At 51.3% G+C, this 26,601-nt stretch carries 30 protein-coding genes; 2 read left to right on the forward strand and 28 right to left on the reverse strand.

The annotated features are described in order from the left end of the window. The 6 genes from MTP42_RS09255 to MTP42_RS09280 all read right to left on the reverse strand — a co-directional run bounded on the left by MTP42_RS09255 (window position 1) and on the right by MTP42_RS09280 (window position 7,921). A complete protein-coding gene (locus MTP42_RS09255; RefSeq protein WP_249257194.1) occupies window positions 1-3,159 on the reverse strand; it encodes a type I restriction endonuclease subunit R in 3,159 nt (1,052 codons plus the stop codon). A gap of 54 nt (window positions 3,160-3,213) precedes the next feature. Continuing rightward, entirely contained in the window at window positions 3,214-4,416 is a 1,203-nt protein-coding gene (locus MTP42_RS09260) for a restriction endonuclease subunit S (RefSeq protein ID WP_156060771.1), read from the reverse strand. 27 nt (window positions 4,417-4,443) lie between these two features. After that, window positions 4,444-6,006: a type I restriction-modification system subunit M gene (locus MTP42_RS09265; protein WP_249257195.1), complete on the reverse strand. Its 1,563-nt coding sequence runs from the start codon at window positions 6,004-6,006 to the stop codon at window positions 4,444-4,446. Continuing rightward, complete coding sequence (locus tag MTP42_RS09270; RefSeq protein ID WP_156060767.1) at window positions 6,003-6,596, reverse strand: hypothetical protein; 594 nt, start codon at window positions 6,594-6,596, stop codon at window positions 6,003-6,005. Before MTP42_RS09270 ends, MTP42_RS09265 begins: the two co-directional genes overlap by 4 nt. 677 nt (window positions 6,597-7,273) lie before the next feature. After that, a complete protein-coding gene (locus MTP42_RS09275) occupies window positions 7,274-7,588 on the reverse strand; it encodes a helix-turn-helix domain-containing protein (RefSeq protein WP_097838609.1) in 315 nt (104 codons plus the stop codon). 3 nt (window positions 7,589-7,591) lie between these two features. Beyond that, window positions 7,592-7,921: a type II toxin-antitoxin system RelE/ParE family toxin gene (locus MTP42_RS09280; protein WP_143406023.1), complete on the reverse strand. Its 330-nt coding sequence runs from the start codon at window positions 7,919-7,921 to the stop codon at window positions 7,592-7,594. Between the two features lie 284 nt (window positions 7,922-8,205). Between MTP42_RS09280 and MTP42_RS09285 the strand changes: the two genes are divergently transcribed. After that, the gene (locus tag MTP42_RS09285; protein ID WP_249257196.1) at window positions 8,206-8,532 is read left to right on the forward strand and encodes a hypothetical protein; all 327 of its coding nucleotides are present in this window, start codon (window positions 8,206-8,208) and stop codon (window positions 8,530-8,532) included. 66 nt (window positions 8,533-8,598) lie between these two features. Here the strand turns inward: MTP42_RS09285 and MTP42_RS09290 are convergent, their stop codons facing one another. From MTP42_RS09290 to MTP42_RS09315, 6 genes are all read right to left on the reverse strand, one after another. Next, on the reverse strand, window positions 8,599-9,867 hold the full coding sequence (locus MTP42_RS09290; RefSeq protein ID WP_442899434.1) for a plasmid recombination protein: 1,269 nt from the start codon (window positions 9,865-9,867) through the stop codon (window positions 8,599-8,601). Between the two features lie 254 nt (window positions 9,868-10,121). Beyond that, the gene (locus MTP42_RS09295) at window positions 10,122-10,355 is read right to left on the reverse strand and encodes a complexin-2 (RefSeq protein WP_097778380.1); all 234 of its coding nucleotides are present in this window, start codon (window positions 10,353-10,355) and stop codon (window positions 10,122-10,124) included. An 85-nt stretch (window positions 10,356-10,440) separates the two neighbouring features. Next, entirely contained in the window at window positions 10,441-11,565 is a 1,125-nt protein-coding gene (locus MTP42_RS09300) for an AAA family ATPase (RefSeq protein ID WP_249257197.1), read from the reverse strand. Further along, window positions 11,562-11,891, reverse strand: a complete 330-nt coding sequence (locus tag MTP42_RS09305) for a plasmid mobilization protein (protein WP_015538530.1) — start codon at window positions 11,889-11,891, stop codon at window positions 11,562-11,564. The genes MTP42_RS09300 and MTP42_RS09305 overlap by 4 nt, the downstream gene beginning before the upstream one ends. Further along, on the reverse strand, window positions 11,888-12,964 hold the full coding sequence (locus MTP42_RS09310; RefSeq protein WP_249257198.1) for a site-specific integrase: 1,077 nt from the start codon (window positions 12,962-12,964) through the stop codon (window positions 11,888-11,890). Before MTP42_RS09310 ends, MTP42_RS09305 begins: the two co-directional genes overlap by 4 nt. 4 nt (window positions 12,965-12,968) lie before the next feature. Then, window positions 12,969-13,154 carry a hypothetical protein gene (locus MTP42_RS09315; protein WP_015538532.1) on the reverse strand — a complete coding sequence of 62 codons (186 nt, stop codon included), beginning with the start codon at window positions 13,152-13,154 and terminating at the stop codon, window positions 12,969-12,971. A gap of 333 nt (window positions 13,155-13,487) precedes the next feature. Here MTP42_RS09315 and MTP42_RS09320 point away from each other — a divergent pair, with 333 nt between their 5' ends. Beyond that, the gene (locus MTP42_RS09320; RefSeq protein ID WP_097774840.1) at window positions 13,488-13,991 is read left to right on the forward strand and encodes a helix-turn-helix domain-containing protein; all 504 of its coding nucleotides are present in this window, start codon (window positions 13,488-13,490) and stop codon (window positions 13,989-13,991) included. Window positions 13,992-14,352: 361 nt separating this feature from the next. On the opposite strand, the gene MTP42_RS09325 is transcribed toward MTP42_RS09320, so the two are convergent. From MTP42_RS09325 to MTP42_RS09405, 16 genes are all read right to left on the reverse strand, one after another. Next, window positions 14,353-14,583, reverse strand: a complete 231-nt coding sequence (locus tag MTP42_RS09325) for a DUF6718 family protein (RefSeq protein ID WP_158401605.1) — start codon at window positions 14,581-14,583, stop codon at window positions 14,353-14,355. A gap of 3 nt (window positions 14,584-14,586) precedes the next feature. Next, window positions 14,587-15,531: a PD-(D/E)XK nuclease family transposase gene (locus tag MTP42_RS09330; protein WP_347543988.1), complete on the reverse strand. Its 945-nt coding sequence runs from the start codon at window positions 15,529-15,531 to the stop codon at window positions 14,587-14,589. 88 nt (window positions 15,532-15,619) lie between these two features. Next, window positions 15,620-15,889: a helix-turn-helix domain-containing protein gene (locus MTP42_RS09335; protein ID WP_249257199.1), complete on the reverse strand. Its 270-nt coding sequence runs from the start codon at window positions 15,887-15,889 to the stop codon at window positions 15,620-15,622. A gap of 160 nt (window positions 15,890-16,049) precedes the next feature. After that, window positions 16,050-16,442: a hypothetical protein gene (locus tag MTP42_RS09340; protein WP_158401604.1), complete on the reverse strand. Its 393-nt coding sequence runs from the start codon at window positions 16,440-16,442 to the stop codon at window positions 16,050-16,052. An 89-nt stretch (window positions 16,443-16,531) separates the two neighbouring features. Continuing rightward, window positions 16,532-16,840 (reverse strand): hypothetical protein, encoded by a 309-nt coding sequence (locus tag MTP42_RS09345; RefSeq protein WP_158401603.1) that lies wholly within the window; start codon window positions 16,838-16,840, stop codon window positions 16,532-16,534. Window positions 16,841-16,854: 14 nt separating this feature from the next. Beyond that, window positions 16,855-17,565 carry a peptidoglycan DD-metalloendopeptidase family protein gene (locus tag MTP42_RS14700; RefSeq protein ID WP_330221136.1) on the reverse strand — a complete coding sequence of 237 codons (711 nt, stop codon included), beginning with the start codon at window positions 17,563-17,565 and terminating at the stop codon, window positions 16,855-16,857. Window positions 17,566-17,573: 8 nt separating this feature from the next. Beyond that, complete coding sequence (locus MTP42_RS09360) at window positions 17,574-17,729, reverse strand: hypothetical protein (RefSeq protein WP_187156360.1); 156 nt, start codon at window positions 17,727-17,729, stop codon at window positions 17,574-17,576. 25 nt (window positions 17,730-17,754) lie between these two features. Further along, window positions 17,755-17,895, reverse strand: coding sequence for a hypothetical protein (locus tag MTP42_RS09365; protein ID WP_187156359.1), 141 nt, complete (start codon window positions 17,893-17,895; stop codon window positions 17,755-17,757). A 12-nt stretch (window positions 17,896-17,907) separates the two neighbouring features. Next, on the reverse strand, window positions 17,908-18,234 hold the full coding sequence (locus MTP42_RS09370) for a hypothetical protein (protein ID WP_158401601.1): 327 nt from the start codon (window positions 18,232-18,234) through the stop codon (window positions 17,908-17,910). Next, window positions 18,206-19,426 (reverse strand): RNA-directed DNA polymerase, encoded by a 1,221-nt coding sequence (locus MTP42_RS09375; RefSeq protein ID WP_158401600.1) that lies wholly within the window; start codon window positions 19,424-19,426, stop codon window positions 18,206-18,208. Before MTP42_RS09375 ends, MTP42_RS09370 begins: the two co-directional genes overlap by 29 nt. A 253-nt stretch (window positions 19,427-19,679) precedes the next feature. Further along, window positions 19,680-21,437 carry a collagen-like protein gene (locus MTP42_RS09380; protein WP_249257200.1) on the reverse strand — a complete coding sequence of 586 codons (1,758 nt, stop codon included), beginning with the start codon at window positions 21,435-21,437 and terminating at the stop codon, window positions 19,680-19,682. A 175-nt stretch (window positions 21,438-21,612) separates the two neighbouring features. Beyond that, a complete protein-coding gene (locus tag MTP42_RS09385; RefSeq protein ID WP_158401598.1) occupies window positions 21,613-22,200 on the reverse strand; it encodes a hypothetical protein in 588 nt (195 codons plus the stop codon). A 14-nt stretch (window positions 22,201-22,214) separates the two neighbouring features. Further along, window positions 22,215-23,525 (reverse strand): radical SAM protein, encoded by a 1,311-nt coding sequence (locus MTP42_RS09390; protein WP_242981555.1) that lies wholly within the window; start codon window positions 23,523-23,525, stop codon window positions 22,215-22,217. Window positions 23,526-23,538: 13 nt separating this feature from the next. Beyond that, window positions 23,539-23,841, reverse strand: coding sequence for a hypothetical protein (locus tag MTP42_RS09395; RefSeq protein WP_158401596.1), 303 nt, complete (start codon window positions 23,839-23,841; stop codon window positions 23,539-23,541). Between the two features lie 10 nt (window positions 23,842-23,851). Further along, entirely contained in the window at window positions 23,852-24,433 is a 582-nt protein-coding gene (locus MTP42_RS09400) for a hypothetical protein (RefSeq protein ID WP_022257313.1), read from the reverse strand. Window positions 24,434-25,562: 1,129 nt separating this feature from the next. After that, window positions 25,563-26,597, reverse strand: coding sequence for a hypothetical protein (locus MTP42_RS09405; protein WP_249257201.1), 1,035 nt, complete (start codon window positions 26,595-26,597; stop codon window positions 25,563-25,565). Between the last annotated feature and the right edge of the window lie 4 nt (window positions 26,598-26,601).

Raw genomic sequence — 26,601 nt, forward strand, 5'->3', positions numbered from 1 at the left:
TCAATAGCCTTTCTTTGCAATCATCATGATCTCGTCAATGATGATGTCGATTGTATCCAAGGGCCAGTCCAGCTTTTGATCTTCCATGTAGTCAAACAGCAAATCGTCCAATGCCTTTTTCATGTTCCTGTGGACGATCACATTGTCCCGCCAGTCGCGTTTCGCATGGCCCACAATGATTGCTTTGATGTCCAGCGCCAGCTTACCCAACGATTCGGAGGGCTCTACCTCCTGCCCGTCCAGAGATTTTTTGATTCCGGCACACACTGCACCGTAAAACGATTTTGCATCACCATCATCCACGATGTTTTCCGGGTATTCCACCGAGCTGCGGCCAGTCCGGTAATCCTCAGCCATTTTTTCCATCGCTGATAGGTATTTTTCACCGTTCCTTTCCTCCTGATAATCCTGAAGCGTCTTGTTAATCCGCTCCATAAAGGTCATATAGCGAATGGGGTCCACATATCTCTGGCTCTCCAGAACCTCGACCTGACGGGTCTGGATGGCTTCGGCTTTTGCTTCGTCAGATCCAAGCCTGGCCAGCTGTTCCTGCATTTTTTCCTTATTGGTAATATCCAGCGGCTCAATCAGGGTCTTTGCATCTTCCGCATGGACATAGGTGTTGAGCAGTTGACGAATGCCGTCTTCATATCTTGAAAAATCCACACTGTCATTGAAACGGAGCGTCACGCTGTCTTTCAGTTTTTTGAAGAACAGGTAATCTTTGCGATACATTTCAGCTCGCTCAAAACCGACCTGTTCAAACAGCTCATAGCTGGAATACAAAAAGTCCACCATCTTGGCAAAAGCAGACAGCTTTTCGTAAAAATCTCTACGGAGATCATACTCCCGTAGCCGTTCCTGCCAGACATTCGCACTGGTTTCGTTCCGGTCAATCCCGTCAAAGATGTCCCACAGTTCCTGATACAGTGCTTCAAGTTTCGTCTTTTCGTCGTTGATCGTTGCAATGGCCGATTGGATCTCTGTGCGGTCGAACAGATTCATGCCGGACTGCTCGTCACTATAAAGATCTAGTGCTGAGTTCAGTTTTTTGAAAATGCCGATGTAATCCACGACCAGACCAAAATCCTTGTCCGTATAAACGCGATTGACACGTGCAATGGCCTGCAAAAGGGTATGGTCCTGCAATTTTTTATCCACATACAGCACAGCGGCAATGGGAGCATCAAATCCGGTAAGGAGTTTGTCCTTTACAATCAGCAGATCCACGTCACCGTCTGGGTCTGTGAAGCGTCCTGTCACCGAATCTTCATAGGCATCATAATTATTTTTGAAAAGTGGATCGACCTCTTTGCGAAAGAACTCTGCAATGGTCTTCAAAGACTGCGGCGTATTAGTTTCATCATCGCCTTCTTTTGCAGAATTGGGTGTAATAACTACCGCCGGCGTGATTCCTCCAAGACCCCGGAGTTTGTAGAACAGCTGGACCGCCTCTGCGCGAGATGAGCATGTCAGCATCGCTTTGAATCCCTTGGGCCGCACATAATGGACAAAATGCTCGTGCAGATCGAACGCGATCATGTTCAGGCGCTGTTCTGTCTGTGCCAGCGTAACAAAACGGCTGTATTTGACTTCCAGATCCTTCCGGGCATCTTCGGTCAGCCCCACCGTGATGTGCTTCAGATGTTCATTGATTTGCTGGCTTGTGACCTCTTGCGGAATCACACGACCTTCGTACACGATGGGCACTGTGACTTTATCATCGATAGCATCCTGCAGGGTGTATTTGTCAATCAGGGGGCCAAACTTGGCATAGGTGTCCTTTGCCGGAACAATCTTCCGACTCGTATCCTTCGGCTGCTTCTGGATCAGTGGTGTGCCAGTAAAGGCAATCTTGACAGCATTCGGGAGCACCTTGTTCATATAGAGATTGAGTTTTCCATACTGCGTTCTGTGTCCCTCATCGATGAACAGAAACAGATTCTTGCTATCATTGCAGTATTCCTGCTTGACTGCTGCTTCAAACTTGTTCACCAGTGCTGTAATGACCGTATTGCTGTTGTCCTGCAAAAGTTCGATCAGCCCCTTGCCGGTTTTGGCTCGGTGGGGACTCATCTGGGTATGGATAAAGTTATCTCGGATCTGCTTATCCAGATTGACACGGTCCGTAACCATGATAAAGCGCGGTTCCCGGATCTGGCTTTCGGGCTTCATGCTCTCCCGGGTGATCATCTTTGTCAACATAATCATCGTGATCGTTTTGCCGCTGCCCTGCGTATGCCAGACAACACCGTTTCTGGTGTGCGCATTGTCTCTCAGCAAAATGCGATCCATGCACTTTTTAACCGCAAAATACTGCTTATATCTACAGATCTTTTTCACATTGTTATCGTAGATGATAAAGTTGCGGATCAGGTCCAGCAGCCGCTCCGGATGCAGCAACGATACCAGCGCACGGTCCTGTTCCCGGATCTGTCCATCCGGTGAACATTTTCTGCACCAGTCATTCAGCCAATCCTTGTTATCCTCATGCCAGGACACAAAATATTTTGCCGGTGTACCGCAGGTGCCATACAACACCTTATCCGGGTTCATTGCCATAACAAGCTGTGCATAGCGGAACAGATGCGGGATATAGTCCTCGCCCCAGTTCCGGATATTCTGCATCACGCCTTCCATAACATCCACGCTGGATTTTTTACATTCGATTACGACCAGCGGGATGCCGTTTACCAGCACAACAAGATCCGGACGGGCAAATCTCCCGTTCGGACGTTCTACCTCGAACTCGTCGGTCACCTGAAACGTATTGTTCTCCGGGTGTTCAAAGTCGATATAGCGGATATCAAACGACTGCCGGGTACCATCCGGGAGTTCTTCCTCCATGCTCTTGCCGGAGCAGATCAGCTCGTAGATTTCCTTATTTGCGGCATAAAGCCCTGCTGCGCTGTGCTGATCCACCGCTTGCATCGCTCTGGCAATGGCTCCCCCAGAAAAGTACCTTGTCTCACTGCCAAACTGATAGGTCTGTCCGCTCAGAAACGTCTGCAGTTCTTCCGTAAACAGCACTGCTTTCCGGGAGCCGCGCTTCCGTTCCGCCTCGCTGCGGGGCACAATGGTATAGCCCAATCGTTCAATTACTTTCAGTGCCCGATCCTGTGACTCGGGGCGTTCGTTAAAAATCGTGTGGTCCGGCATATCATTTTCCTCTGTCCTGCTGCCTGCAGGAAACTCCGCTAGCTGTTTTTGTTGTTATCCTTGTACCCGGACAATCCCTGTCAGCAGCAGTTTTGCCAATGTTTTTTTGTAGGTTTTCGTCTCCTCCAGCTCACGTTGATGAAGGGTGATAAGGTGGTCGAGATTGGAAAAATAAGTGCTAATAGCTGAACGTTCGTCGCTATCCACCGGCATCATAATATCTTGCGTTTTTAATTCACTTGCCTTTACCAGTGGTTGACCTGTTCCAAATGAAAGACGTTTAATATCAAAATGCAGTAACGCATAATAAATAAAGTCTAATTGCTCACCCTTGATAAATACAGTATTATCGCTAATTTTGACTTTCCCGGAGTGTCGATAAAGTTCACCGGCATTAGCACCAACACGAGCTGTCAGCAGGAAATCGCCTTCATAATCATATGAATCATCATAACCAATCACTGATGTTGATCCAAGGATCTCATACACTCCCGACTTTTGTGGAGTGAATTTACTTTTGCCAGTATCAATAGATGTGACTTCATCTATCAACTTCCGCTGTTCCCAAGCGCCAGTAAATCCCGGAAAGCGAATTTCCGGCGTATCGCAGCCTTTTGCAGGGAACATTTTCCGCAGGAATTCTTTTTTCAGTTGTTTCAGCTCATCGAGTTTCTGCTCTTTCACCTCGATCACACGGTCGCATTGTATAAGAATTTCCGCAATGCGTTCCTGTTCAGCCAAAGGGGGGTAAGGAACTTCACAACTATAGAAGTCTTTTCCCTTCAAATTTAATAGGCCATTATCTCGGACACCGCGATTGATTTTGGAATACAATTGTCTATTCAAAAAGCCGCTGAGAAACAGCTGCTCATAATAATCCGGATTTCCAACAGACACTCGGAAGCTTTCAAATACATTTGGCACTGCCGCCTCTGTTCGATTATTCAGGCGGTAAATACAGCCCTGGGGGTATATGTTAGAATTTCCTTTATTGTATGAAAAATCTCCTTTGTGTAAAACAATATATTTTTCATATTGCTTTCCCGATAATTCTCTTCCAAATTTTTCCGCCTGATTGACAAATCCTATTCCTGCTGAAATGCTGATGGTTTCGATTTTTCTGGTTCCAACCGTTTCAGAAATTTCTTCCACGATGGAACTCAACGGGCAGGTATTCCATTCACTTGGCAAAACAACTGCATTGGTATGATGTTTTTTCGGCAACGCAGGCATTGCTGTGTAAATCATATTGGTCATCGTGTGACCTCCTTACTCTTTGCGTTGTTACAGGCCCAGCTCTTTCAGGTACACATCCATCTTTGCTTCTGCTTCGGCAATCTCCTGTTTCAGGCGGGCGATATTTGCCTGTACAGCAGCGATATCCACGACCTCTTCCTCTTCAAAGGTGTCCACATAGCGCGGGATGTTCAGGTTGTATTCGTTTTTCTGAATTTCCTCCCGCGTTGCCACATGCACAAATCCGGGCTGCTCTGTACGGCTGTGATAAGCGTCTACAATAGCGTCGATATGCTCCTGCCCCAGTTCATTCTGGTTCGTTGCCTTGATATAACGCGGGTTGCCTGCCTCATCCGTTTTGCTGGCATCAATGAACAGGACATCCGTGGTAGGACGGTTCTTTTTGAACACAAGGATGCACGCCGGGATGGACGTACCATAGAACAAGTTCTCCGGGAGGCCGATCACAGTATCCAGCAGATTTTCTTCTACCACCCGCTGGCGGATTCTGCCCTCTGCCGCGCCACGGAACAGTACGCCATGCGGTGCGACCGCCGCGATCCGGCCGTTTACGGACAGGCTGGCGATCATGTGGAGCAGGAATGCCCAGTCGCCCTTACTTGCAGGCGGCACGCCCCAGTCAAACCGATGGAATTTGTCCAGTGATGCCTCCATCTTGAACTCTTTTTTACCCTTTCCAGAGGATTCGCCGCCGGGGTTGAAGCCGGATGCCCATTTGTCCTTAGAGAACGGCATATTGGCAACAATGGCGTCGAACAGCAGCAGATTTCCGTCTGCATCCAGAAACACCGGATTAGCAAGGGTGTCGCCCCAGCCGATCTTCGCATCCCGAATTTCGTGGATGTACATATTCATCTTTGCCATGGCAACTGAAGAACCGTTGACCTCCTGCCCATAGATAGATACTTCCTTGCTGTTCTGCTTTTTTGCGGCTTTGATCAGCAGGGAGCCAGATCCGCAGGTAGGGTCGTAGACACGTTCCCCGGGCTGCACATCCACGATGCGTGCCATGATCTCAGAAACTGCCGCAGGAGTATAGAAAGACCCTGCCTTCTTACCCGCCATGCTTGCAAACTGGCCAATCATATACTCATACGCATCGCCGATCACATCTGCAGGCACCTGCCCTTCCTTGACTTCGATCGCAGACGGCCGAAGATCCAGAGGTTCAAAATCCTCCAGCAGATCCCGGAGGATGGCATTTTTATGTTCCCGGGTACCAAGCGCATTTTCACTGTTGTAATCCACTGCGCTCAGCACACCGGCAAGCTGCTGATTGTTATCCGCCTCGATCTGCCGCATCGCCGCATTCATCAGCTGCCCGATATTGTCAGCAAAGCGCTGCTGATACAGATCATAGAATGAGCACCCCTCTGCGACCATGAACGGCAGATATTTTTTCTGGCGTTCCAGACGGATACCGGCGTATTGTTTGCTCAGTTCTTCCACTGCGTCGGTATACGAATCGCTCAGGTATTTGACAAACATCACCGGCAGAACGTAATCCTTATAGTTTGCGGCGTCAATGGTATCCCGCAGCGTGTCTGCGCCGCGCATCAAAGCGCTTTCAATATCTTTTTTCGTCGTCATCTCAACGTTCCTCCCATGATCTTCCTGATCGCAATTTCAGTCAGCTGCCGTTCCTGCTCCATCAGTTTCAGGTATATTCGCTCCTTTTTGCGGCACAGCGTATCCATCTCAACGACCCGCCTCTGCGTCTCCTTATCAGGAACTTCAATCTGCAGTTCCATAATGGTACCAAGTTTTACCACTCGTTGGGTAGTTCCGCTCTCGATTCTCCGAATTTTCTCCTGAATTTCTTTTTGTGAAAGTGAGATCTTCAAAAATTCTGGCAACAGAATTGTGCAGTCCTTCACCTTCAGGATGGCAAGCTGCGATGGAACAAGCAGCTTTTCCTGCCCTTCTTCAATCACTACGGGGCACAGCGGTGAAAAGAGTCGTATCACAACATCTCCAGGGGACGCAAACCAAGCATGGTTCAGTGTCTCACTGGCGCAAAAGTCCTCCAGAGCACTGCTGTCGATTTCTCCATCCTCTGTCAATGCACGGAGCGTCAGCCTTTTGTACGGGCAGCCACCGTTTCCGGAAGCCTTAGTTTCCTTCCTGCTCAGTACCAGACCGCCCTGGGCTTTTACAAGTTCCGAGATCTGCATCATCATAACTTAACATTTCCCTCCTCGCAAAAAATGGCCCGCCCGTATACGGGGCGGGCCATTCCTGCCGTCAAGAGTGGTGACTTTCCGGGCAGCAGAAGCAACAACCGTCTACCTGACGATAATACTCCCGGGCAGCATTAACAGCCTCCCGCGAGGTACTGAAACAGCCTAAGTAGACCCTGTTCTCCGCACTCGGCAACCAACTACAGTCCGAGCGGTGAACCTCATGGTCACCGTTCGGCTGAGCGTTGCTGTTCACATAAAAATACATGGACATGCACTCGTCCTCCTTCTTTGAGATAGTACAAGCCCACGTTGACAAAAGCCCAGAAATCTGGTATCATAACAATGCGTCTATTATGATCGTACGTGGGAAGTCCTCAGATACAGCTGGAACTGTCATCTGGGGGCTTTCTTCTTGTCCGCTCATATAATACCATACCAGCCCCAGGCCTGTCAATGCTTTTTTGGAAAAGTTCTTTCGCAATATTAAAATATGACATCAAAATTAAATGTGCCAAGGTGCTACTCCACCCAATGTTACTCTGACAGGCCCGTTCCGACATCTGATTGGCACGAGCCTGTTTGGTGCAATGGCACACTTCGTTTATTGTGTGACTTTGAGTGTGCAGGAAATTGCCGTCAAAGCGATATCATACCCTGTCGATAAAAACTCAATCTCAGCGAGCCACCAAGCGCTCCACCAACGTGTGATCACATTCAAACAGATAGAGCAGCCGTTGTGCAGCACCAGACGGTGCATTTTTTCCGGCCTCCCACGACTCAACTGTTCTCGGAGAAACACCAAGCGCCGTTGCAAGTCCTCTCTGGGAAAGTTTTAGTTCCTTGCGCGTCCGGGCCACATCATCTGCCTTATATGCAGGAATCGGCGTTTCCCGCACCACTGTACGGCAACGGCTTTTATCGCCCTTTGTGTAGTCAACGGCCTGCTCAAGACTTTCCTTCAAAGCGTCAAAGTAATCGAAGTTTTCCATAAGTCAAGCCTCCTTTATGGTTTCAATCAAATTACGAATAATTTTCTTCTGTGCAGGGTTCATGTCCGCCTGCACATTTTTGGGATAAGCAAGGAGCAAGAAAATTTGCTCCTTCACCACAACATCCACATAAATCACGCGCCCACCGCCAGACTTTCCTCGTCCGGTCAATGGAATCCGGATTTTACGTGCTCCTGCCAAGTCAGGAATCACATCTCCAGCATCCGGATTTTCGAGCAAAACATTCTGAAGCTCCCGCAATTCTTCATCGCCAAGCCCCATATGTTCCCATGACTTTTCAAATCCGGCGGTCATTACAAATAGTCTTTTCACCTGCGATTCCCCTCTCCTACCTTTATTATATACTATTCAATCGTAGTTATCAACACTTTTTTAAAACGATACGTGCAAAAAAGACTAAACTGCCCGAAAATCTGTATCACTACACCAGCCTTATCAAGTATCGGATGATTCTTGCCACCGGGAAGCTGGTTTTAGCACCCTCAAATTTGAAATATGATAACGCGACTTTCCATAAGGAACCGATGTTCTTTAATGGACACGAAATTGGTGTTAAAGCTGTTGACAAATACGAAAACTACCACCCTGTTGTCTGGATGACAGCTAACGACCGTGCAGGTGCCAAAAATACCGGTCTGTCCAACGATAAAATCATGTGCCGCATCACCATCAAGACCGAGGGTAAAATTTGGCGGTATCTGCCTTGGCGAGCTTTCTACGACAAGTACAATGCTGACCGCAGCATTGCCTCCACCCTGAAACAGACTGCGGACGATTATCGGAACTGGTATGTCCGTGAATCCGAAATTCCAGTTGAAGACTTTGCAAAGGTCGAGTTTCTGGCCGAAGATGGTACCTACAAGGCTGAGAATGACATTCCCGGCTTCTCTTTGTCCGATGTTGCCCCGGAACTTTTTGATTAAAGAACCGTCTGATATGTACAGAACCCCCGCCAGCGTTGGGCTGACGGGGGTTCTACTGCTTTGCACTTACAGTTCTATACTGTTCTTACGATTCTCTTGCTGGTCTTGCTTTGCTGTCTGCTCCTGCTCCCTCATAAGTCCAATGGCCTGATTCATCTTTTTCGCACCGAAGTAGTTCCACACTCTTTCAAAGTCACGTTTTATCGCATAAAGCCGTTCATTCTCTGCTTCGGCCTGTTCCAGACGCTCTTTCAGATTCCGGATCGCATCCTTTTCACTGCGGTAGAAGCTCTGATACTTGTCACGGTCATGCTTCATCTCCCAATACTTCCGATGCAGCGAGAAGATCACCTGCACCAGCTTTTTGATGAGCGGCACGGCTTTCTTTTCTCGGTAGCTCTTGGCCGTTTCAAAGGTACCTGCCTCCGGCACCCATTCCTCTGGCCGCTGGGAATACTGTGCTGACAGGTTTTCCAGCCCATCCATAATGGGAGCCAGCTTGTTCAGCTTCTGGCTCTGCTTCTGGTAGGTCAGCTCTGCTTTCTGTACCCGCTGTTCAGCGGCTTCTACGGCTGTCTGCGCTGTTTCCAGTTGCTCCTGCATCTCGATCAGGTCGGTCTGGCACTCCTGCTTGGCTGCTTCCAGAGCCGCTACCTCTTTACTACGCTCCTGCTTTTTGAAGTCCAGTACAGACAGGTGCTCTTCGTGGGTGCCTTTCTGTTCCCACTCGATGCCGTGCCGCTCCATCACGGCGGCAAGCTGCTCTTTCTCGGCGTTGATCCACTGGTTCAGCTCGGATTCCCGTTTAGAACCGCCTGCAAAGCCCAAGGCTTTCAGCGCCTGCTTCAGGGACACCTTGGTGTCCAGTCCTTTGCCCTTCCAGCCGGACACATACGGCACGAAGTCGATGTGCAGATGGGGCGTAGCTTCATCCATGTGGAGAAAAGCCCCGAACACCCGCAGTGTCGGGTTCCGCTCTTGGAAGCCCTGCATATACTCGTCCAGCAGTTCCTTTGCCAGTGCGCCATTCTCGGTCAGGACACCCATATCATCTTTGTTGCCGATCTGGACGATCAGCTCATGGAAAAGCTTTTCCTGCTTGCCTGTCCGCAGGTGCTCATAGTAGTCGGTGATACAGCGGTCCTTGCGCTTCTGCTTGGCATTGTAACGCTTCACTGCCTCGTCAAACAGTTCGTGGTACACCTTCTGAATCGGCTCATCCCGGTACACGACATTCAGGCTGCTGCGCTTCGGGTCTACGTTTTCAGCGGTGAAACTTCTCCGGTTATGGTTGAGGGAGCCGGGACCCCGCATTGCGGAAATGGTTCTTTTCAATCGCACGTCCTTTCTCTGTGGAAGTAACTGGTGCCGGACACGGCAAAGGCTTTGTTACTTTCGTCGAAAGTAACGCAAAAGCACTTTTGACAGACGTTCCGTCCATCAAAAGATGCCTTTGCGCCCTGCCGGGGGCTTCCGTCTACGGACGGGGTTTCGCTACACCTCGCCGTTGCCCTCCCCAACACCACCTTCCTGCCTAATTGCTTCTCACAGGAGCGTGACACGCTCCTGTCCACTGCCAATAGAGGGACTCACCAGCGGAAGCTTTCTGGCACACCTCGTCTGTCCAGATACTCCTGCCGGGCCTGTTCCCGCTGTTCCTCGGTGGGTGCGGTCTTGTACTGGGCATACAGCTCATGCCGCAGCATCGCATCCAATTTTTGCTCCAAACCCTGTTCAATAACTTCTTCGTACTCATTTTCGCCGCTCAAATGATAATGCAGCAATGCGACGAAAAGTTCTTGTGAAATTTGCACATTTTTCATCATTATCACCATTCCGTGTCGGTTGTGTCGATTGTGACGGTATTTTACATAGTAGCAAAAATACCGTCACAACCGTCACGAATCGTCACGCCCCAGAATTTTCCAGCATCAATTTGACCACTCTGCCCTCATGGGTGCGCCTGCTTTCGTACCGAATTCCATGGTCGTTATAGAGCCTGTCGGCACTCACATTCAGCTTCCGGGTCAGGATGTTTGCCTGTATGCTCACACCCGACAGACGTTCCAGCAGTTCCGTGGGCGTACCACTCCACTCCGGCTGTTCCGGGCTGAGCATCTTTGCCACCGCTTCCAGAAGCGGGTCGGGCGGCAGCTTCCAGAGTTCCGTTTCGGCTCCTTGGAACTCCCACACGCAGCGTTCCCGGTCAAACTCCAATGTCAGCTCCTGATCCGGCTGGTCACGCCCCACGATGTCCAGTAGTGCGGTGTTGTCCGTGCGCCGCTTCTTCTGCATGATGAACGCGCCATCCGCTGCACCCAACAGACCGTTGGTGCCGGAGATCATATCAAAGCTGTCCTCGGCTTCCATCTTCCGGGTGTGATGAACCACCAGCAGGCAGATGCCATACCTGTCACTGAAGGTTTTCAGCCTGGTCACGATCTCATAGTCGCTGGCGTAGCTGTATCTGTCACCGCCGATCTCCCGCACCTTCTGCAGGGTGTCGATGATGATGAGCCGTACATCCGGGTGCTCCCGGATGAAGCCTTCTAATTGCTGGTCAAGTCCCTCGCTCACGGACTTGGCCTGCGTTGCGAAGTAGAGATTGCTGGTCTCCTCCACCCCGAACATCCGGGAGAGCCGCCGCTGCAACCGGGCGTAATCGTCCTCCAAGGCCAGATAGAGGACTGTTCCCTGATGCACCTCGTACTCCCACAGCGGAAGCCCCATCGCCACATGGTAGGCAAGCTGCCCCATGAAGAAGGACTTGCCCACCTTGGGCGCTCCTACAAAGAGGTAGGTGCCGCTGTACAGCAGGTCGTTCACGATGGGCTTTCGGGGTGGATATACTGTGTCGTACAGTTCAGTCATTGATACCGTGTTCAGCCCGAAATTGTTTGACTTTTTCGCGGCTTGCAGATTGATTTGCTTGTCTGAATTTGTTATAATATTAGTTCTAGTTTTTTGAGACGACTGTACCGCATCTGCGCCAACAGATGCACCCGGTACAGTCGTTTTTCTATTGTCCGTCATTCGCATTCCTCCTTAAGTCCATTTAACGTCAGAGCCACCATTTGCAGGGTCTCCAGCAAGTCCGGCGGTACCTCTTCATCCACGGCCAGCCGCTGCAATTCCTGATAGATCAGCTTCATCTGGTCTCGCAGGGCTTTGTAGACCCTTGGGTTGCCTACCACGGTGATCTCCCGGTCGGTCAGGCGGCGGATGATATACTCCTGTTTGGTCAGCCCGGAGAGCTTTACTTTGGCTTCCAGAACCTCGTCCTCTTCCGGGGACATTCGGAAGGCTACCACCTTGTTCCGCCAGCGGCCTTGCTGGTCGAGCACTCGTTCCATCTTCATCCCTCCCTTCGCTCCATGTCCAGCTTCTGCGCCATCTCCTGCTGCTTCGAGGGGAAGAGGTGGGCGTACTTATAGGTGATGTCCACGCTCTCATGCCCTACCCGGTCTGCGATTGCCAGAGCCGAGAAGCCCATCTCGATCAGCAGCGATACATGGGAGTGCCGTAGGTCGTGGATTCGTATCCGCTTCACCCCGGCCTCCTTGGCTCCCCTGTCCATCTCGTGGTGCAGGTAGCTCTTGGTCACCTCAAAGATCCGCTGATCCGGCTGGACTTTGTAGAAGGATTTCAGATAGTCCCTGATCTCGTCCGTCAGAAACTGCGGCATCTGGATGACCCGGACGCTCTTGGGTGTTTTCGGGTCGGTGATCACATCCCGGCCTTTCAGCCTTTGATAGGATTTGGTGATGGAAAGCAGCCCCTTGTCCAAGTCGAAGTCTGCCGGAGTCAGAGCCAGCAGCTCGCCCTCCCGGATGCCACACCAGTAGAGCACTTCAAACGCATAGTAGGATTGCGGCTTGTCCATCATGACCTCTGCGAATTTGAGGTACTCTTCCTTTGTCCAGAAAAGCATTTCCTTGTGCTTTTCTGACCCCATGCACCCGGCTGTGGCTGCTGCGTTTGATTTCAGCCCATAGAACCGGACGGCGTGATTCAGAATGGCACTGAGTTGTCCATGCAGCGTCTTGAGGTAGGTCGGCGAGTAGGCCTTGCCGTTTTTGTCCCGGTAGTTCAGCATCTCGTTCTGCCATGCGATCACATCCCGTGGCTTTATCTCGCTGAGCCGCTTTTCTTTGAAGTACGGTAAGATTTTCGTTCGGATGATATGCTCCTTGACAGACCAGGTGTTTTCCCGGAGTCGCTTTTTCTTGTCCGTGATATAAATTTCCACGAAGGCTTCAAAGGTCATGGTCAGGTCTGCCGCCTGCTGAAGAAGGAACTCCCGCTCCCACGTCAGAGCGTCCTTCTTGGTGGCAAACCCCCGTTTCAGCTTCTTCTGCTTCACACCTTGCCAGTTCTCGAAGTAGAAGGAAGCGTACCATGTGCCTTGCCTGCTGTCTTTGTAGGCTGGCATCTTATCACTCCTCTCCTGCCCCGTAGATCTTCTCCTGATAGTACCTCCTGCTTACACGGCCTCCCACGGTCGTGTAGCCCTTGGCCCTCAGTTCCTCGTTCCACTGGGCAATCATCTTGTACGCCAGACCCTGCGAGATGTCCAGCTCCTTTGCCAGCTCGTCTGCCTTGATAAAAATGCTATTTGCCATTTTTTGTCCTTTCCTTGTCGGTTTCGTTTCGGTGCCGCTTCATCCTCGCTGACTTCCGGCAGGCATATCCCCTTTGCGGTGCTGTGCCGTCCCCTTACGGAGCGCTCGCTTCCTTTCGGAAGGTCTTGGCGGTTTGGGTCAGTTTGGCGGTCATTCAATTTTACTAAGCATTTTTGCTTATCTTTTTGCATTCTCATTATACTAAACATATTTCGTTAAGTCAAGAGGCTTTTGGGTAAAATCTTAAACTTTTTTGTTTATTTTCTATTGCACCTCCTGTTTTTCTGTGCTATACTGGGTTCAACAAATATGTTTAAGTCAGGAGGCAATCGCATGGCAGTCGGTGACCGCATCAAACGTGCCCGTAACCTCCGAGGTATGACCCAGAAAGAACTGGGCATTGCCATCGGGTTTGAGGAGAAAAGCGCAGACATCCGTATCGCACAATACGAAAGCAACACCCGCACTCCTAAAGAAGAGCTGCTCCGCAAGATTGCGGAGGTACTGGATGTGAACTACCGTTCCCTCTATGAGCCGACCCTGTACGCCGCAGAGGATGTGATGTACACCCTGTTCGAGCTGGACGAGCACTATCCCGGCACCCGGCTCTACGAGGTCACAGACACCACCGACCCGGATCTCCCTGAAAAGCACATGGCAGTCAGTTTCCGGTATCGTCTGCTGGATGACTTCTTAAAGGAGTGGCAGCTCCGTAAGAAGCAGCTCCGGGAGGGCGAGATCACCAAGGAAGAGTATCTGGAATGGAAGCTCAACTGGCCACAGACCGCCGACGGCTGCGGCCGGTACGAGCCGAAGAAAAAGTGGCGTAAAGAATAAAAGACACAAAAATGCCCTCTGAAAAACTTACCGTTTCTCAGAGGGCATTTTCATGTCTCTCTTTATGAATAATCGTCTGATAGTATCAAAGCAGTATCAGAGCACCTTTTGGTTCTCAAAATATCGCATTGTATCAATACTTTTCAGGTTTTGCAGATTACTCGAGCTCGATTCTGGAAAGCTATTTTCTGGTTGTAACAGGTACAGTTTCCCAGTTTGGCGAAGTGTATTTTCCGCTCCGTCCATTGTGTGTTTTTGACTACAACGAAAATTGCTGTCAAAATGATGTCACGCCATCAAGCAGACCGCTTCGTATCGAGATCTTTGACTTCTTCAAAAGCTCTGCACATAGTTGCCGCTCTCACTTGCACAATTCGTGAACCGCGTGTGCAAATTCGGTTTCATCACGTACAAAATGGTATGGTGCATACTCACCATACGCATTCGGACGGCTGATTGTCACCAGCTGGATTCCCTTTGGAGCTGCTGTCTTATTAAGTCCACGTTTCAATTCAACGAGCGCCTTACCATGTGTCGTTTTCAGCGCATAGCAACCATGCCCATTCTTATTTTTCGCAATCAGATAGCACATTGTTCAAGCGGGCTTTTTGCCAACAAGTTCTTCTACTTCCGAAATCGTCAAACCCGTATACTTGGCAACCTTGTCACAAGGAACGCCATCTGCCAACATTTCCAATGCGCTTTTCAATGCCTTTTTACGCTCTCCTTCGCGAAGCGCTTCTTCTCTTACTTCTTCAAAAGCTCTGCACATAGTTGCCACTCCTTTCGTGTCCTCTTTGAAATAGCGTACCCGCTGCGCCAGTACCGGATAATTCATATCATCCGGGTTTGTGCATGTAAAATCCTGCATCAAACGGCCCAGCTTGGTATCATCCTTGATTTGAGAGTTCACATAAATAATATGTGCTCCGTCTCCGAACGGCATTCCCGTTTCTTGGATTGTCCGTTCGATATGATAAATTGGAAGACCCGCTTTCAAAATATCATTTTCAGTAATAAATATCACATAGGTCTCATATAGCTGGTCGTAACGGTCACCCGGCTCCGTAATATTGGCATCCATCAAGCCGCTGTTGTAACGGGCTCGTCTGACCTCTGCGCCACGGTCGTTGCGCTGGATCTCGATATTATAGGCTTTATTCTGCTCATCCACAGCTAGAATGTCCAGTCGGGCCGAGCGACCTTGAATATTATTCAAGGCGTATTGACTGTGAACTTCACGGATTGTCAGGTCATCACGGTCTAAAATCACCTGAAGCAGAAACTCCGAACACTCTTTATCTTCAAAAACCTTCGTCATAAAGTTATCGTCGATAAGGCGAAGATTCTGAATCCGATGCAGATACTCTTCATGCTTCCGCTCAAAGTCCAACTCCTGCGGCGTCTTATTCTCTCCCATCGGCTCACCTACTTTTATATAACACTTGAATAAATCATTTGTCACATAAAGAATACCACAAAACCGTACTTTTTTCAAGGTGGCACAAAATTCACCCCGGCGGACCATCAAATGCTCCATTCAACTGCTATATACATTATTATAATGCATTTGTTTCATACAAATGTCACGCAACAGAAAAAGGACGGCCCGAAAGCCGCCCTTTCCCTTATATACCAACTTTTGATTCCGTCGCGGGTTTCTCAAAGCCAGTACGATTCCTTACCCTTGGTTCAGGATTTGGAACACGTACAAGTATTTCGTCCGGTTCGCAATCCAGCGCTTCGCAGATGAGGTCCAAATGATTCAGATTCATCCTCTCCGCGATTTCGTTGTAATAATCACTGATTGTAGTCGGCCGAATGCCTGTGGCGCGTGCCAGATCTACTTGCGTCCATTTCAGCTCGCCTAGCTTCTTGGACAGTAAAATTCTAATCATATACTCGCTCGCTCCTTACAATAAAAGATATTCTTTTCTTCTGGAAAAATCAGGGAATTGTTAGATTATCACGAATTTTGTGATTCTTTATTGCATAAAAGCAAAAAAACGCCCCCGTCACCTGTTTCGACTTTTCATCTGACAGGTGACGGGGGTGTTGTCATTTGTTCCGAGTATTCAGTTCAGCAAGCTGCCGCTGGTCTGATTCTCTGTACCGTTCATCCACGCCTTCCAAATGGGAGAGACCGCGTTTCAGCTCTCCGTTCCAGTAAATCTGCCCAGTTTCCGTTTCCATCCGCTCAATGCCGGCACAAATGCAGGATAGCAGGTCGAATGTAGCCTTGCGGCTGTCCATCTGCAAAATATACCGTTCACGGCGTTGTTCATCTTCCTTTTCGCGCTTCTTGGCCGCACGGTCCGCCGCGCCCTTGATAAGAAGCTGATTCACGGCAAAGGAAATCGCGCCGCCCAAAACAGTTCCTAAGAACGCCAGCGCCGCCAAGAGCCATGCCGGAACGGTGACAGTAAACACTTCGGCTGTTCCTGCAAGCACCTGTATCCTCCTTTCAGTCGTCGGTGAGTGTCAGCAATTCGATCCATCTCGTGACGGGGAGACGGTCTAAGAGCCATTCCACGCACCATTTAAGCATCCTTCAGCACCTCCAGCCCTGCCTTGGCTGCATTAAAGGTCACCTGCACCACCTTCCGAATCAGGCTGTCCGTGACCAGAAAACGCAAAGGAGCAGGAACCTTTGCGCGCAGCCACGACACGACAACCGCCAAACGGGCTTCGCCCAGCTTGGTGCCAACGAACTCTTTTTCGGCCTTGGTGATGGCCTCAATCGCCCATTCGGCCAGCAGAGCCTTGTATCCCAGACGAATCATGCAGGCCGCAACAACGACCAACGCCACAGCCATAATAGCAACCGTAATGATAGTAGCAGTGTTCATACCTTATCCCTTTCTCAAAGCAGCTTAGAAAGCGCCGCCTTTGTCTGCGTTCCAACGATGCCGTCCGCAGTCAGATTGTGCGCTGCTTGGAACGCCTTGACGGCCTTTTCAGTGTTTGCACCGAAGATGCCGTCTTGGTTGATGCCCAGCGCTCCTTGAAGCGCGGCATTGTATAGCCGCTGCGGATAACCGCTGGTCGATTTTTTCAGATTTCCGGGGCCGAAGATTTCAGCCTCCCAGTTAGACGTATACGCTGCCGAACCGGGCATATTGGGGATTCCTGCATAATGATACACCGACACATAGCCCGTCTTAATGTCATTGATGCGAATTTCCCAGTGCAGGTGGCTTCCAGTACTGTGGCCCGTGCTTCCCTCGACACCGATAAGGTCGCCCGGCTTCAACTTCTGGCCTGCGGTCACGCTGATTTTGGACAGGTGTCCAAAATACATATAGTAGGCAGTCGTGCCGATCCGGACCACAACACGCTGGCCGAAGCCTTTCTTCGGGAGTGTCGCGCATTCCCAGCCGGCACGAACAACCGTGCCATAAATCGGGCAATAGATGTTCTTGTCGCTAATACCTACCAGATCATACCCTTGGTGGTACGTTCCATTCGCCCGCAGGTTGCGATACGCCTGTGATACCCTGAATGTGCCTTTATAAGGAGAAATCAACAAATCCACCTCCATTTCAAACAAAAAAGCCGTGCTGACCACCAGCACGGCTTCTCTCAACGTCTTATGGCATCATACTCGGCTTGCAGGATTGCTCTCTGCTCACCATATCCTTCCGGTTCTTCGCCTGTCTCAACAGAGATATCTTCCCATTCATCTAACAGACGAACCGCCGATGCCAGCAGAGCTTCGAGTTTTTGTTCTCGGCTCAAAACTATGCAGCACCTCCTCGCAGCCTCATTCACCAAGCATCTGGCAGAGCTTCTTATACTTTTCCTCGCTCAACCGGCCACTGGCATAAAACACGTCCAGCTTCTTACGTAGTCCCTTAGTTTTGCCGCGCTCAATCATCCGAGCGCACACTTCATACAGTTCCATTGTTCTACCTCATCATTCTGCTTCCGCCGTCATCCCCAACTCCAGCAAAGTCAGGCGATATTCTTGATCCACCACAAGGGTATCTGTGCTATCCTGTGCGGCCATCAGCTTGGCCATGGGATCCTTTGCATCCTCCGCAGCTTTTGCCTGCGCGAGCCAGCCTTCATACGCAGCATTCACATCGGCTACAAGGCCGTCATAATACGGCACTTCCAGCAGATATTCTTCGTACTCCCACCCTGTTACGGTCGCTTCCTGCTGAAGCTGCTCGTATTCGGTCGGGTTGGCAAAGAGCCTCACAATGGCGATTTCAGGCCGTTGCGGGTGGCGTTCTACCATACAAAGCCCATCCGGCTTTGCACTGCCTCTTACTTTCATTTCGTATCACCTCTTTCAGACGCTTGATTTTGATGCTTCGTATATACTTTTCCTTTACTCGGAAACTGTTACAGTGATTCAACTGCCCTGCACGAGAAAGAAATCCCGCCGCCTGCTGCACGGATACAGGAATACCCATTTTCTGCTTTTTCTGTATCCGTCTGGCCTGCCGCAGCATCCGCAAAAAATTTCTTCGCCGCAACGTAGTAAATCCATGCCAAAACCGGAATCCGACCGCAGACACCGCCCGGGGGCGACCTTTCGCTTTTCGGGCAACGGCCGTGCGATACACTTGCCAATTCTCTTTCACCGCAAGTCCGAGTTCGTCTCGTAAAAATTTCTCAGCCGCAACCCGCGCCCTGTGCAGCATCCGTTTATTTGGCCCGAGCATTGTGATGTTGTCCATGTACCGAGTGTAATATTTCACACCTGGCATCCTAGCTAACATCCAGTCGAGTTTTTCCAGATAAAAGTTTGCTAGCCATTGACAGATGTAGTATCCGATAGCCAGCCCCTGCCCGCAGCTCTTGAGAATGGCCCAGATGAGCCGAAGAAACCGCTTGTCCTTGATTTTGCGGCCAAGGGCGCGGATGAGTCTCCGGATTGGGACGCTCGGGTAAAAGTGTCGGATGTCCATCTCGCAGGCATATCTGGTCCCTTTGGGGTCGCAGCTCATGGCGTGAGCAAGGTACTTGCGTATCCTTGCGCCGCCCCGCCCCGGAATGGACGCGCAGCTGTATGGGTGCATCCCGCGCATCAGGACAGGCTTCATCGCCTCCACGAGAAGCCGGTGGACGATGCCGTCCGGCCAGAATGGCACAATCTTCAGCTCCCGCTGCTTCTGGCTGCTGTTGTCATAAATTGTCTTGAGCTTTGGCCGGGTCGGAACATAGCTTCCCTCTGAAAGAATTTTGTAAGTCCGCTCAACATACTTTTCCAGATGTGTCAGCACCTTTCTGACTTCGCGTCGCCGGTATTTGTGGCGAGCCGAATCGAGGATGACAACTCGGATGAGGTCTTTGTCGAGCATCTTATCGTACAAATAGCCTACTCTTTTCGGCATGACAGGATGATTCATCTCCTTTTTCGCTTCGCTGCCGTCCGAACCATAGAGGTCTACTAGGCTGCGTCCTGTTGCGAAAATTTCCACCATGTGGTGTGGGAGACCCTGCGCAAAATGTGGAGAAGAAAAAGGTGTCGAGCGCCGATGTTGCTGTTCGAGTTGGACGAGCTGTTGTTGCCGTTGAAGTAGAACAGGCCCGCATTCGAGCCGTTGTCCCAGTTGCCGCCCACATACAGCACAAGCCAGCGCAGAGCGCAGAGAATCCCTATTTTTTAAGTTTCTGCCTCACTTGGCAGGAATCGATGATTGTAAAGCTTCTGGGGGCTGCGGCCCCCAGTCCCCCTCAGGGGACGAAAAGGAGTCGAGCGCCGATGCTGCTGCGCGAGTTGGACGAGCTGTCGTCGCCGTCGAAGCAGAACAGGCCCGCATCCGAGCCGTAGCCCCAGTAGCCGCCCACATACAGCACAAGCCAGCCGCTCGAAGTCCACGAGTAGTCCGGGATGTAGGTGGTCTCGCTGCCTCCGGCAGACGAGGGGTAAATAGCCCACGGTGCAGTTGTGGATGCTCCAAGAGCGCTGATGTATCCGCTGGAAGAAGCTCTGGTTCCCGCATTGGTGTATCCGTCGGAGGTGTCATCGGCGTATTTCGCGGGGTCGGTACAGACATAGACCGTGCTGCCGTTGAAGTTTACGCCGTCCACCCAGTCGAAGACGTTGCCCCACGGGTTTTCGATGTGCCTGTACTGGACGGCAGTTGCACCGTCCGTGCCGTAAGCTCTGCCGGTATGATAGGTCATGACATCGGTACCGCCGGAGGAAATTGCCGAGCTGCCGCTGCTATAGCCCTTGCCGATTTTGCTCTGGGTGTCCCAGTTGGCGTACTCTACGATGTAGAGCAGGCCGATGGCGCACCAGCTTGCGTAGTCGTACTCATACCAGCCGGAGCCTTTGCTCTTTGCGCCGCTGCGGGCAGATGCTCTGGTGATGCTTACCAGCGGAGACATTCCGGTGCGCGAAACATGGCCGGAGCCGGTATTGTAGCGACCGACGTATCGGCCAGAGCCGGGGTGCTTGTCCCACCCGGTCTTCTGCTTGTCAGCGATGTAGTAGTACCGCTTTTTTCCACTGGCGTCGTCCACGATCTTGTACCAAAAATCCGGGATGTGGACGACTACATCACCGTTGCTGCTCCTGCTGAAGCCGTTCTCGCCCTGCTTCGGGCCAACGGCGTTGCTCGCGATGTTGTACTCCTGCATACCGGCCCACGGGGCATAATCGTCAAAGGGACTACTGCCAGAGCCGGTACCAACAGCGGCCACCGGTTCGCTTGTGATATCAATGTTCACGAAACCGTTCGGGTCATTTTCCTGCCCCAGTCTTGTGCATACAGTAGAGCTGGCCCCATAATTCCAGCATACGCCAAAAACTCGAACATAGAAAAGTTTGAGGGTATACTCCCCACCCAGTTCAGTTTCGGCACTGTCCTCTGCAGTGTACTCATTCAGCACTGCCTTCACCGTCCATCGCCCGGTGCGAGGTAACGCCGTATGGTATACACCGTCCTCGCCCACCGTAGCCGTAATGATGCCGGTTCCATCCGTAATGGTCAGATTGCTTCCGGCATCCACCGTAATAGTCAGGTTCGGCAAAATCAAATCGCCTACCACTTTCGCGTCTGCCGATCTTCCAGCGATGGTCAAGCTGGCATCCGGCGGCGCACTGTCTTCGCCCTTCGGGCCTTGAGGGCCGGTGTCGCCGGTGTCGCCTTTCTCTCCCTTCGGGCCGGTTTCGCCGGTGTCGCCCTTCTCTCCCTTCGGGCCGGTTTCGCCGGTGTCGCCCTTCTCTCCCTTCGGGCCGGTTTCGCCGGTGTCGCCTTTTTCTCCCTTCGGACCGGTTTCGCCAGTGTCGCCTTTCTCTCCCTTCGGACCGGTTTCGCCAGTGTCGCCTTTCTCTCCTTTCTCACCCTTTTCGCCTTTCTCTCCCTTACAGTCGCCCGCTGCAATGCCCTTCAGAATCTCATTCTGGCGTTTGATTTGATCTGCAAGCGCCTGACCTGTTTCATCGCTCATCGGATGATTGATGAGTTCCCATGTGTCATCCATTTTCTTTCCCCCTTTATATGGAAAAATATATTGTCACAGCAGCACCGCAGGAGATTATCGTGCTATAGTGTTGCCATGCCACAATGTACATAGCTGCTTGCTTTCGCTTCTCAGATTATAGCAGTCCAACATCTGCAAAGCTGATTTTTGTTAGAAAATCACGAAATCTGTGATTTCAGCTGCTTCTCCGGATAAAAAACGAGAATCGCCCATCGGCATCCGGCCCAAATGCAAAGTTGGTGGATGACGCAGAACCCGCCGCTTGATTTGCAATATCAAGCGTCCTATTCATGTAGTTCAACGTGTTTCCCTCAGCAGCTCGTGCCTCTGTCGCGCTGTCTCTCGACGCACGTTCATTTGCCGACGCCGATGAAGCACATTCGGCGGAAATTTTCTCAGACTTATTGGCCGCGATCCTACTGGCTTCAGCAGAGGAAGCGCTATTTGCTGCCGCCTGTTCTGAAGCACTGGTGTTTGCCACAAGCTGCTTGATTTCGTCAACGCTTTTCAGCAAAGCGTCTGCCACATCCTCGCGCAAAGCATACATGAGCCGCCACTGGTCCGCTCCATCCAGAACATACACAGCTGCCATCTCAATGCAGTATGCAATGCTCGTCGGACGGGCAAGCCTCTTCACCTTGTACGATGCACCCGTCGATTGGCTTGTAGGCAGGTCCGCGATGTCAGACATCTTATCCACATAAAATTGATACCAAGCATCAGTTTCTGTTTCCAGCTTGGTATCGGCAATGAGGATTGCCATTGCACTCCCTCCTTTCAGCTAATCCCGATTTCATCAGCAAACTTCATAAGCGCCGCCGTCTCAATGTGCATCAATTCCGCCCATTTCTCGGCGGGCAGAATCTTCAGCCCATCTTCGGCCGGAAGTCTCACCTCGATAGGGAGACAGTCTCCGATTTCCAGATAACGGCGATTGTGATAGTAGCAGCTTGCCAGAACGCGCGCTTTGTGCGCCCAACAAATGGCTGTGGAGCGTTCATCGGCCGTACCGAATAATTCATAGTTAAGGCCGCTACACCAGCCACAGCCAGCCGATACAGGGCATTCTAAGCACTCCTGCGGAGATTGGGATGTACGCGTGATGGCGTCCAGCTCTGCTTTTGCCTGACGCTGAGCTTCCGTGGTATACAGACCATCATAGACACTGCCGAAGCGGACTTTCTGCGATTTTTCCTCGCCAATGGAAATCGGGGCATATCGAATGCAGGGATAAGCCGACCCGTCCGGCGCAAAGCTCAACATCGCACCGGTGCCGCCGCAGAAATTAGTGTCATCCTTGGCCTGTCCGCCCAAAAGGTCGTCCAGCATCGTAATCGTGACATCCATTCGTCGGGAAATAATGTAGTCAGAGACTGTCTGCATCTGCTCATACAGTGCACGGCCATCTTCGGGAGTGTAGACAGGTTCGTAAGCGTAGTTGCAAGCGATTTCCACGCATCCCTCATCCAGCATCATTTTGATGCTGTCGGCAATGTACTGAAAAGATCCCGGAACAAAGGTCATCTTGGACGTAAGCCACCCAAAATCCTTTTTTCCTGCCTGAAATGCTTTCCATGCCAGCGAAAAGCTGCCAACCCCATGCTCATCCACTCTGTACTTGTCATGCAGCTCTTGAATGCCGTCAATGCTGACAGTCACAGACATCATCTCATGATATTTTGCGAACAGGTGCTGCGCCGCCGGAGAAAACCACAACTTGCCATTCGTCGCAAAGCTGATTCTCGTGAACGGCGCAAGCGGAATCTCTCGGCGGTAGCACTCTGAAAACCAGTAGTCGCAGATGTGCTCAATCAGTTCGGCTTCAAGCAACGGCTCTCCGCCAATAAAATCCAGCACAACTGCCCGCGTATTCTGATTTACGAAATCAGACTCATTTTTCTCGTACAGGTCAAGGATGTAATCTACGACCTTTCGCCCGGTCTCGATGCTCATTCGCTCAACGCTCTTGTGGTGCTCATAGCAGTATGAACACCTGAGATTGCACCCGCTTGTCACTTGGAACGTAATGTTCCGGCAACAGACGCGGTTCTCGGCCGCAGTATCGCGCGCGTACAGTCTTTGGACCATGTTTCCATAATCCTCAATTCGCCGTTGCTTCAAGGAGAACGACCTCCTCTCGAACAAAATCAAACCTGTACTGCACACCCGCCGACGTCTGATGGTCAAGATACCGGGAGAGCACCATTTCCTGCACCATCTTCAGCTTCATTTGAGCCGCACGGCACAGTTCTGCATAATGGCGGATCACCTTTGCGGTTTCCGGATTTGCATCCGCGTTAAGCTGACGGCACAGAACCGCCATCAGCGCTTCAAAAGAGCTTGCTTCATAGTAAGCTCGCTCCACTGCTTCGCTTTCCTCCGTGGTCAATTTAATGGCTTTCATATTCTTCTCCTTAGCAGGCATCCATCTTCGGGAGGCGGTCTGCGATCTGACGGTAACGGTCACGAATCTTGTTCATGGTTTTCATGGCGTCAATCAGTTCCCGGAGATTGCCGTTGAAGTCCAGTCGCAGATACTCAGTAAGCACCTGCAAAAGATACCACATCGAAAAAATGTCAGCATCCTCAGTGCAGTTATAGCTTGCCGCGCCTTGAATCGTTTCTGCACATTTCAGATTTTTTGTCACCGGGTTGCCAGAAAAATTGAATGTGCGCGCCGCCAGCCCGATGGATAGAAGATTCTTCCGTTCATCGGGCGCTTCAACCCCGCACGCCTCCAGCGCAGACAGAACCACCGTAGAGCAGTAAACCACCCAATCATCAAAGTCCGTTGCGTCCAGCGCACAGAGGGTACCCGTGTAACCAAGACACCACAACAACTTGTCCTCATTATTCGGCGTTGCCGCAAGCAGAACGCTCCAATCGTCTGCTTCAATGTTCTCTTTTGCGAGCAGCTTCAGAAGCGGAAGATTCCTGAGATAGGATTCTTCCGTTCCTGCATCTGCATTCTGTGCAAAATGAAGCGTTGTCTCCATTTTGATTTCTCCTTTCATCACGATTTGCTCCACAGAAAGCCAGAGCAACCACTACAACCACCGCTGCAGGATCCGGAGCAGTCATCTGCGCACGTTGAACTGCATCCCGTGCAAAAGACGTCACAGCCGCTTCTGCATTGAGAGCCACAGCCTCCAGAACAGCCGCCGGAGCAATGGTTAGAGCAGTCACTTCCGCAGTTGAATGCACAACCAAGGTTCACACAGCTGCCGGAGCAGTCATTCGCACACGTCGAACTGCATTGCTGGATACATTTACTTGAGCAATTATCAGAACAGCTGCTTCCACAGCCGCCCTCACAAGTCGAAGAGCACCCATCACACGAACCAGAGCAGCCGCCCGAACATCCGCCGGAGCAGGAACCAGAACAGTTATTTGCGCAATTCTTCGTGCAAGTTGTGTTACAGCCTCCGGTGCAACTTCCAGTGCAGCTTCCAGTGCAGCTTCCCGTACAAGAACCAGTACAACTGCCGGCACAATCATTCGCACACGCTCTAGTGCAAGAGCCAGTACACGACCCCGTGCAGGGCCCCGTGCAGGACCCCGTGCAAGTGCTGGAGCAGTCGCTCGCACACGCTCTAGTGCAAGAGCCAGTACAAGTTCCCGTACACGTTCCCTGGCAGCTTCCCTTGCATCCGCCAGCGCAATCATTGGCGCACGATGCCACACAAGATCCAGTGCAGTTCCCCGTGCAGGAGCCGGTGCAACTCGTGCAAGCCGTATTGCATCCCGTGGAACACAGGCCAGAGCAGCGGCCAGAGCACCCGCTTGATGCAGCAGTTTCCGGGATCGAGCTCAGCTCGCTTAGCACTGCTGCCGCTTGGCTCAGCCTGCTCGCTGTGATTTGCGCCCCATTTTCGGGTGTGGTCGATGTTCCTTTGATCGCATCCAGCGGCTTTGTAATTTTTTGGATATGTTCGTTTTTGATGTACGCTCCAGCCGTCGGTTGCGTCGAGAAGTCGTATGCAGAACCGTTATAACTCGCCATACTGCCAACGCTCTGCCCTCGTGCTGTTCCCTCTGTTTTTCCGCGTCTCCCTACCTCGGCCTTGAGCAAGGCTTTGATTTCCGCATAGTCCGAGGGGTAGACTTTTTGCCCCCAGTTAGCCATTAAGCACCTCTCACTCTAACTTTGAGCCGCCGTTGTTCGGTCAGATCGTCACCCTCAACCGCATAACCAACCACTTTGCACGGGTCAATATATTCGCACGGTTTCGCCGCACGACCAACACCCGGAATATGGGAAAGTACAATGCAGTCTCCCGTGCTCACCGGGCCAACGACCTTTGTGTGGACACGTCCGGCAAGCGAAACCGGGATAAAAAGGGGGAGATTCTTTTCCAAGAAATCCTCCCCATCATTGACCTGCTCTCCTCCAATCAGCATCCCATATTCGTCCGAATGGATTCCGGCAATGCGGCTCGAAAGATTTGTGGCTTTGACATATTTTTCTTGCTGGCTGTTAGTATCCAGTGCAATAATGTCGCCCGGGTCTGTCTGTTCACCACGCGGCATGAGCTCGGCATAATCGTTGTAGACCGCTTCAAACACACGTTTTGCATGAATGTCCTCGCTCGCAGTCAACGACTTAAAATGCGCATCTCCCGCAGACCCGACATAGTGCGCTGTGCCATTTGCAAAATAGACCGTTCCTGTAAAGGTTCCGCCTGTGTTCCGCATGGCGCCAAGAGCACGACACGCATCAGCAGCGGTGCCCGCACCAGTGCCGCCGCGTTCAATCGGCAAATTCCCGCTTGTAATGTCGCTCGCCGCATGGCTGTGCTTAGCCGCAGCAAATTCGTTTGCGTGCTTTCCGTCCAGCATATCTGCATCGCATCCAGACATACGTCCATACCGAGAAAGCAGGGTTACAATCTGTTGGGCCGTAAAGTTCTCTTTCGGCAATGCCGCATTTGCTGTATTCTTGACTGCCGAAACATCCGAAATGTTCTGGTTCAGCAGTACGGACAGAATATAGAACACCATGTTGAACTGCTGGCTCGTCGGCTTCCCGTCCAAGCCACCAACGATTGCCGCCCATCCATTACGCCAATCGTCAATCGAAATCTCCTGCCGAACGCCACCAATCGAGAACGCCGTCTTGGAATAGTCGATCAGCTCTGCCCCCGAACGTGCATCTGCCATAGAA

The organism is Faecalibacterium sp. I2-3-92 (assembly GCF_023347315.1).
Taxonomy (GTDB): domain Bacteria; phylum Bacillota; class Clostridia; order Oscillospirales; family Ruminococcaceae; genus Faecalibacterium; species Faecalibacterium duncaniae.

Bases quoted from the DNA above. Each gene is read 5' to 3' on its own strand.
- MTP42_RS09320 (WP_097774840.1), top strand. From the start codon at position 13,488: ATGGCAGTCGGTGACCGCATCAAACGTGCCCGTAACCTCCGAGGTATG.
- MTP42_RS09285 (WP_249257196.1), top strand. From the start codon at position 8,206: ATGACAGCTAACGACCGTGCAGGTGCCAAAAATACCGGTCTGTCCAAC.
- MTP42_RS09370 (WP_158401601.1), bottom strand. From the start codon at position 18,234: ATGGTAGAACGCCACCCGCAACGGCCTGAAATCGCCATTGTGAGGCTC.
- MTP42_RS09335 (WP_249257199.1), bottom strand. From the start codon at position 15,889: ATGATTAGAATTTTACTGTCCAAGAAGCTAGGCGAGCTGAAATGGACG.
- MTP42_RS09380 (WP_249257200.1), bottom strand. From the start codon at position 21,437: ATGGATGACACATGGGAACTCATCAATCATCCGATGAGCGATGAAACA.
- MTP42_RS09395 (WP_158401596.1), bottom strand. From the start codon at position 23,841: ATGAAAGCCATTAAATTGACCACGGAGGAAAGCGAAGCAGTGGAGCGA.
- MTP42_RS09385 (WP_158401598.1), bottom strand. From the start codon at position 22,200: ATGGCAATCCTCATTGCCGATACCAAGCTGGAAACAGAAACTGATGCT.
- MTP42_RS09365 (WP_187156359.1), bottom strand. From the start codon at position 17,895: ATGGAACTGTATGAAGTGTGCGCTCGGATGATTGAGCGCGGCAAAACT.
- MTP42_RS09330 (WP_347543988.1), bottom strand. From the start codon at position 15,531: ATGGAGCATTTGATGGTCCGCCGGGGTGAATTTTGTGCCACCTTGAAA.
- MTP42_RS09255 (WP_249257194.1), bottom strand. From the start codon at position 3,159: ATGCCGGACCACACGATTTTTAACGAACGCCCCGAGTCACAGGATCGG.
- MTP42_RS09325 (WP_158401605.1), bottom strand. From the start codon at position 14,583: ATGTGCTATCTGATTGCGAAAAATAAGAATGGGCATGGTTGCTATGCG.
- MTP42_RS09400 (WP_022257313.1), bottom strand. From the start codon at position 24,433: ATGGAGACAACGCTTCATTTTGCACAGAATGCAGATGCAGGAACGGAA.
- MTP42_RS09305 (WP_015538530.1), bottom strand. From the start codon at position 11,891: ATGAAGATGGAACGAGTGCTCGACCAGCAAGGCCGCTGGCGGAACAAG.
- MTP42_RS09270 (WP_156060767.1), bottom strand. From the start codon at position 6,596: ATGATGATGCAGATCTCGGAACTTGTAAAAGCCCAGGGCGGTCTGGTA.
- MTP42_RS09345 (WP_158401603.1), bottom strand. From the start codon at position 16,840: ATGAACACTGCTACTATCATTACGGTTGCTATTATGGCTGTGGCGTTG.
- MTP42_RS09275 (WP_097838609.1), bottom strand. From the start codon at position 7,588: ATGGAAAACTTCGATTACTTTGACGCTTTGAAGGAAAGTCTTGAGCAG.
- MTP42_RS09260 (WP_156060771.1), bottom strand. From the start codon at position 4,416: ATGACCAATATGATTTACACAGCAATGCCTGCGTTGCCGAAAAAACAT.
- MTP42_RS09315 (WP_015538532.1), bottom strand. From the start codon at position 13,154: ATGGCAAATAGCATTTTTATCAAGGCAGACGAGCTGGCAAAGGAGCTG.
- MTP42_RS09300 (WP_249257197.1), bottom strand. From the start codon at position 11,565: ATGACGGACAATAGAAAAACGACTGTACCGGGTGCATCTGTTGGCGCA.
- MTP42_RS09265 (WP_249257195.1), bottom strand. From the start codon at position 6,006: ATGACGACGAAAAAAGATATTGAAAGCGCTTTGATGCGCGGCGCAGAC.
- MTP42_RS09405 (WP_249257201.1), bottom strand. From the start codon at position 26,597: ATGGCAGATGCACGTTCGGGGGCAGAGCTGATCGACTATTCCAAGACG.
- MTP42_RS09310 (WP_249257198.1), bottom strand. From the start codon at position 12,964: ATGCCAGCCTACAAAGACAGCAGGCAAGGCACATGGTACGCTTCCTTC.
- MTP42_RS09390 (WP_242981555.1), bottom strand. From the start codon at position 23,525: ATGGTCCAAAGACTGTACGCGCGCGATACTGCGGCCGAGAACCGCGTC.
- MTP42_RS09375 (WP_158401600.1), bottom strand. From the start codon at position 19,426: ATGGTGGAAATTTTCGCAACAGGACGCAGCCTAGTAGACCTCTATGGT.
- MTP42_RS09295 (WP_097778380.1), bottom strand. From the start codon at position 10,355: ATGAAAAATGTGCAAATTTCACAAGAACTTTTCGTCGCATTGCTGCAT.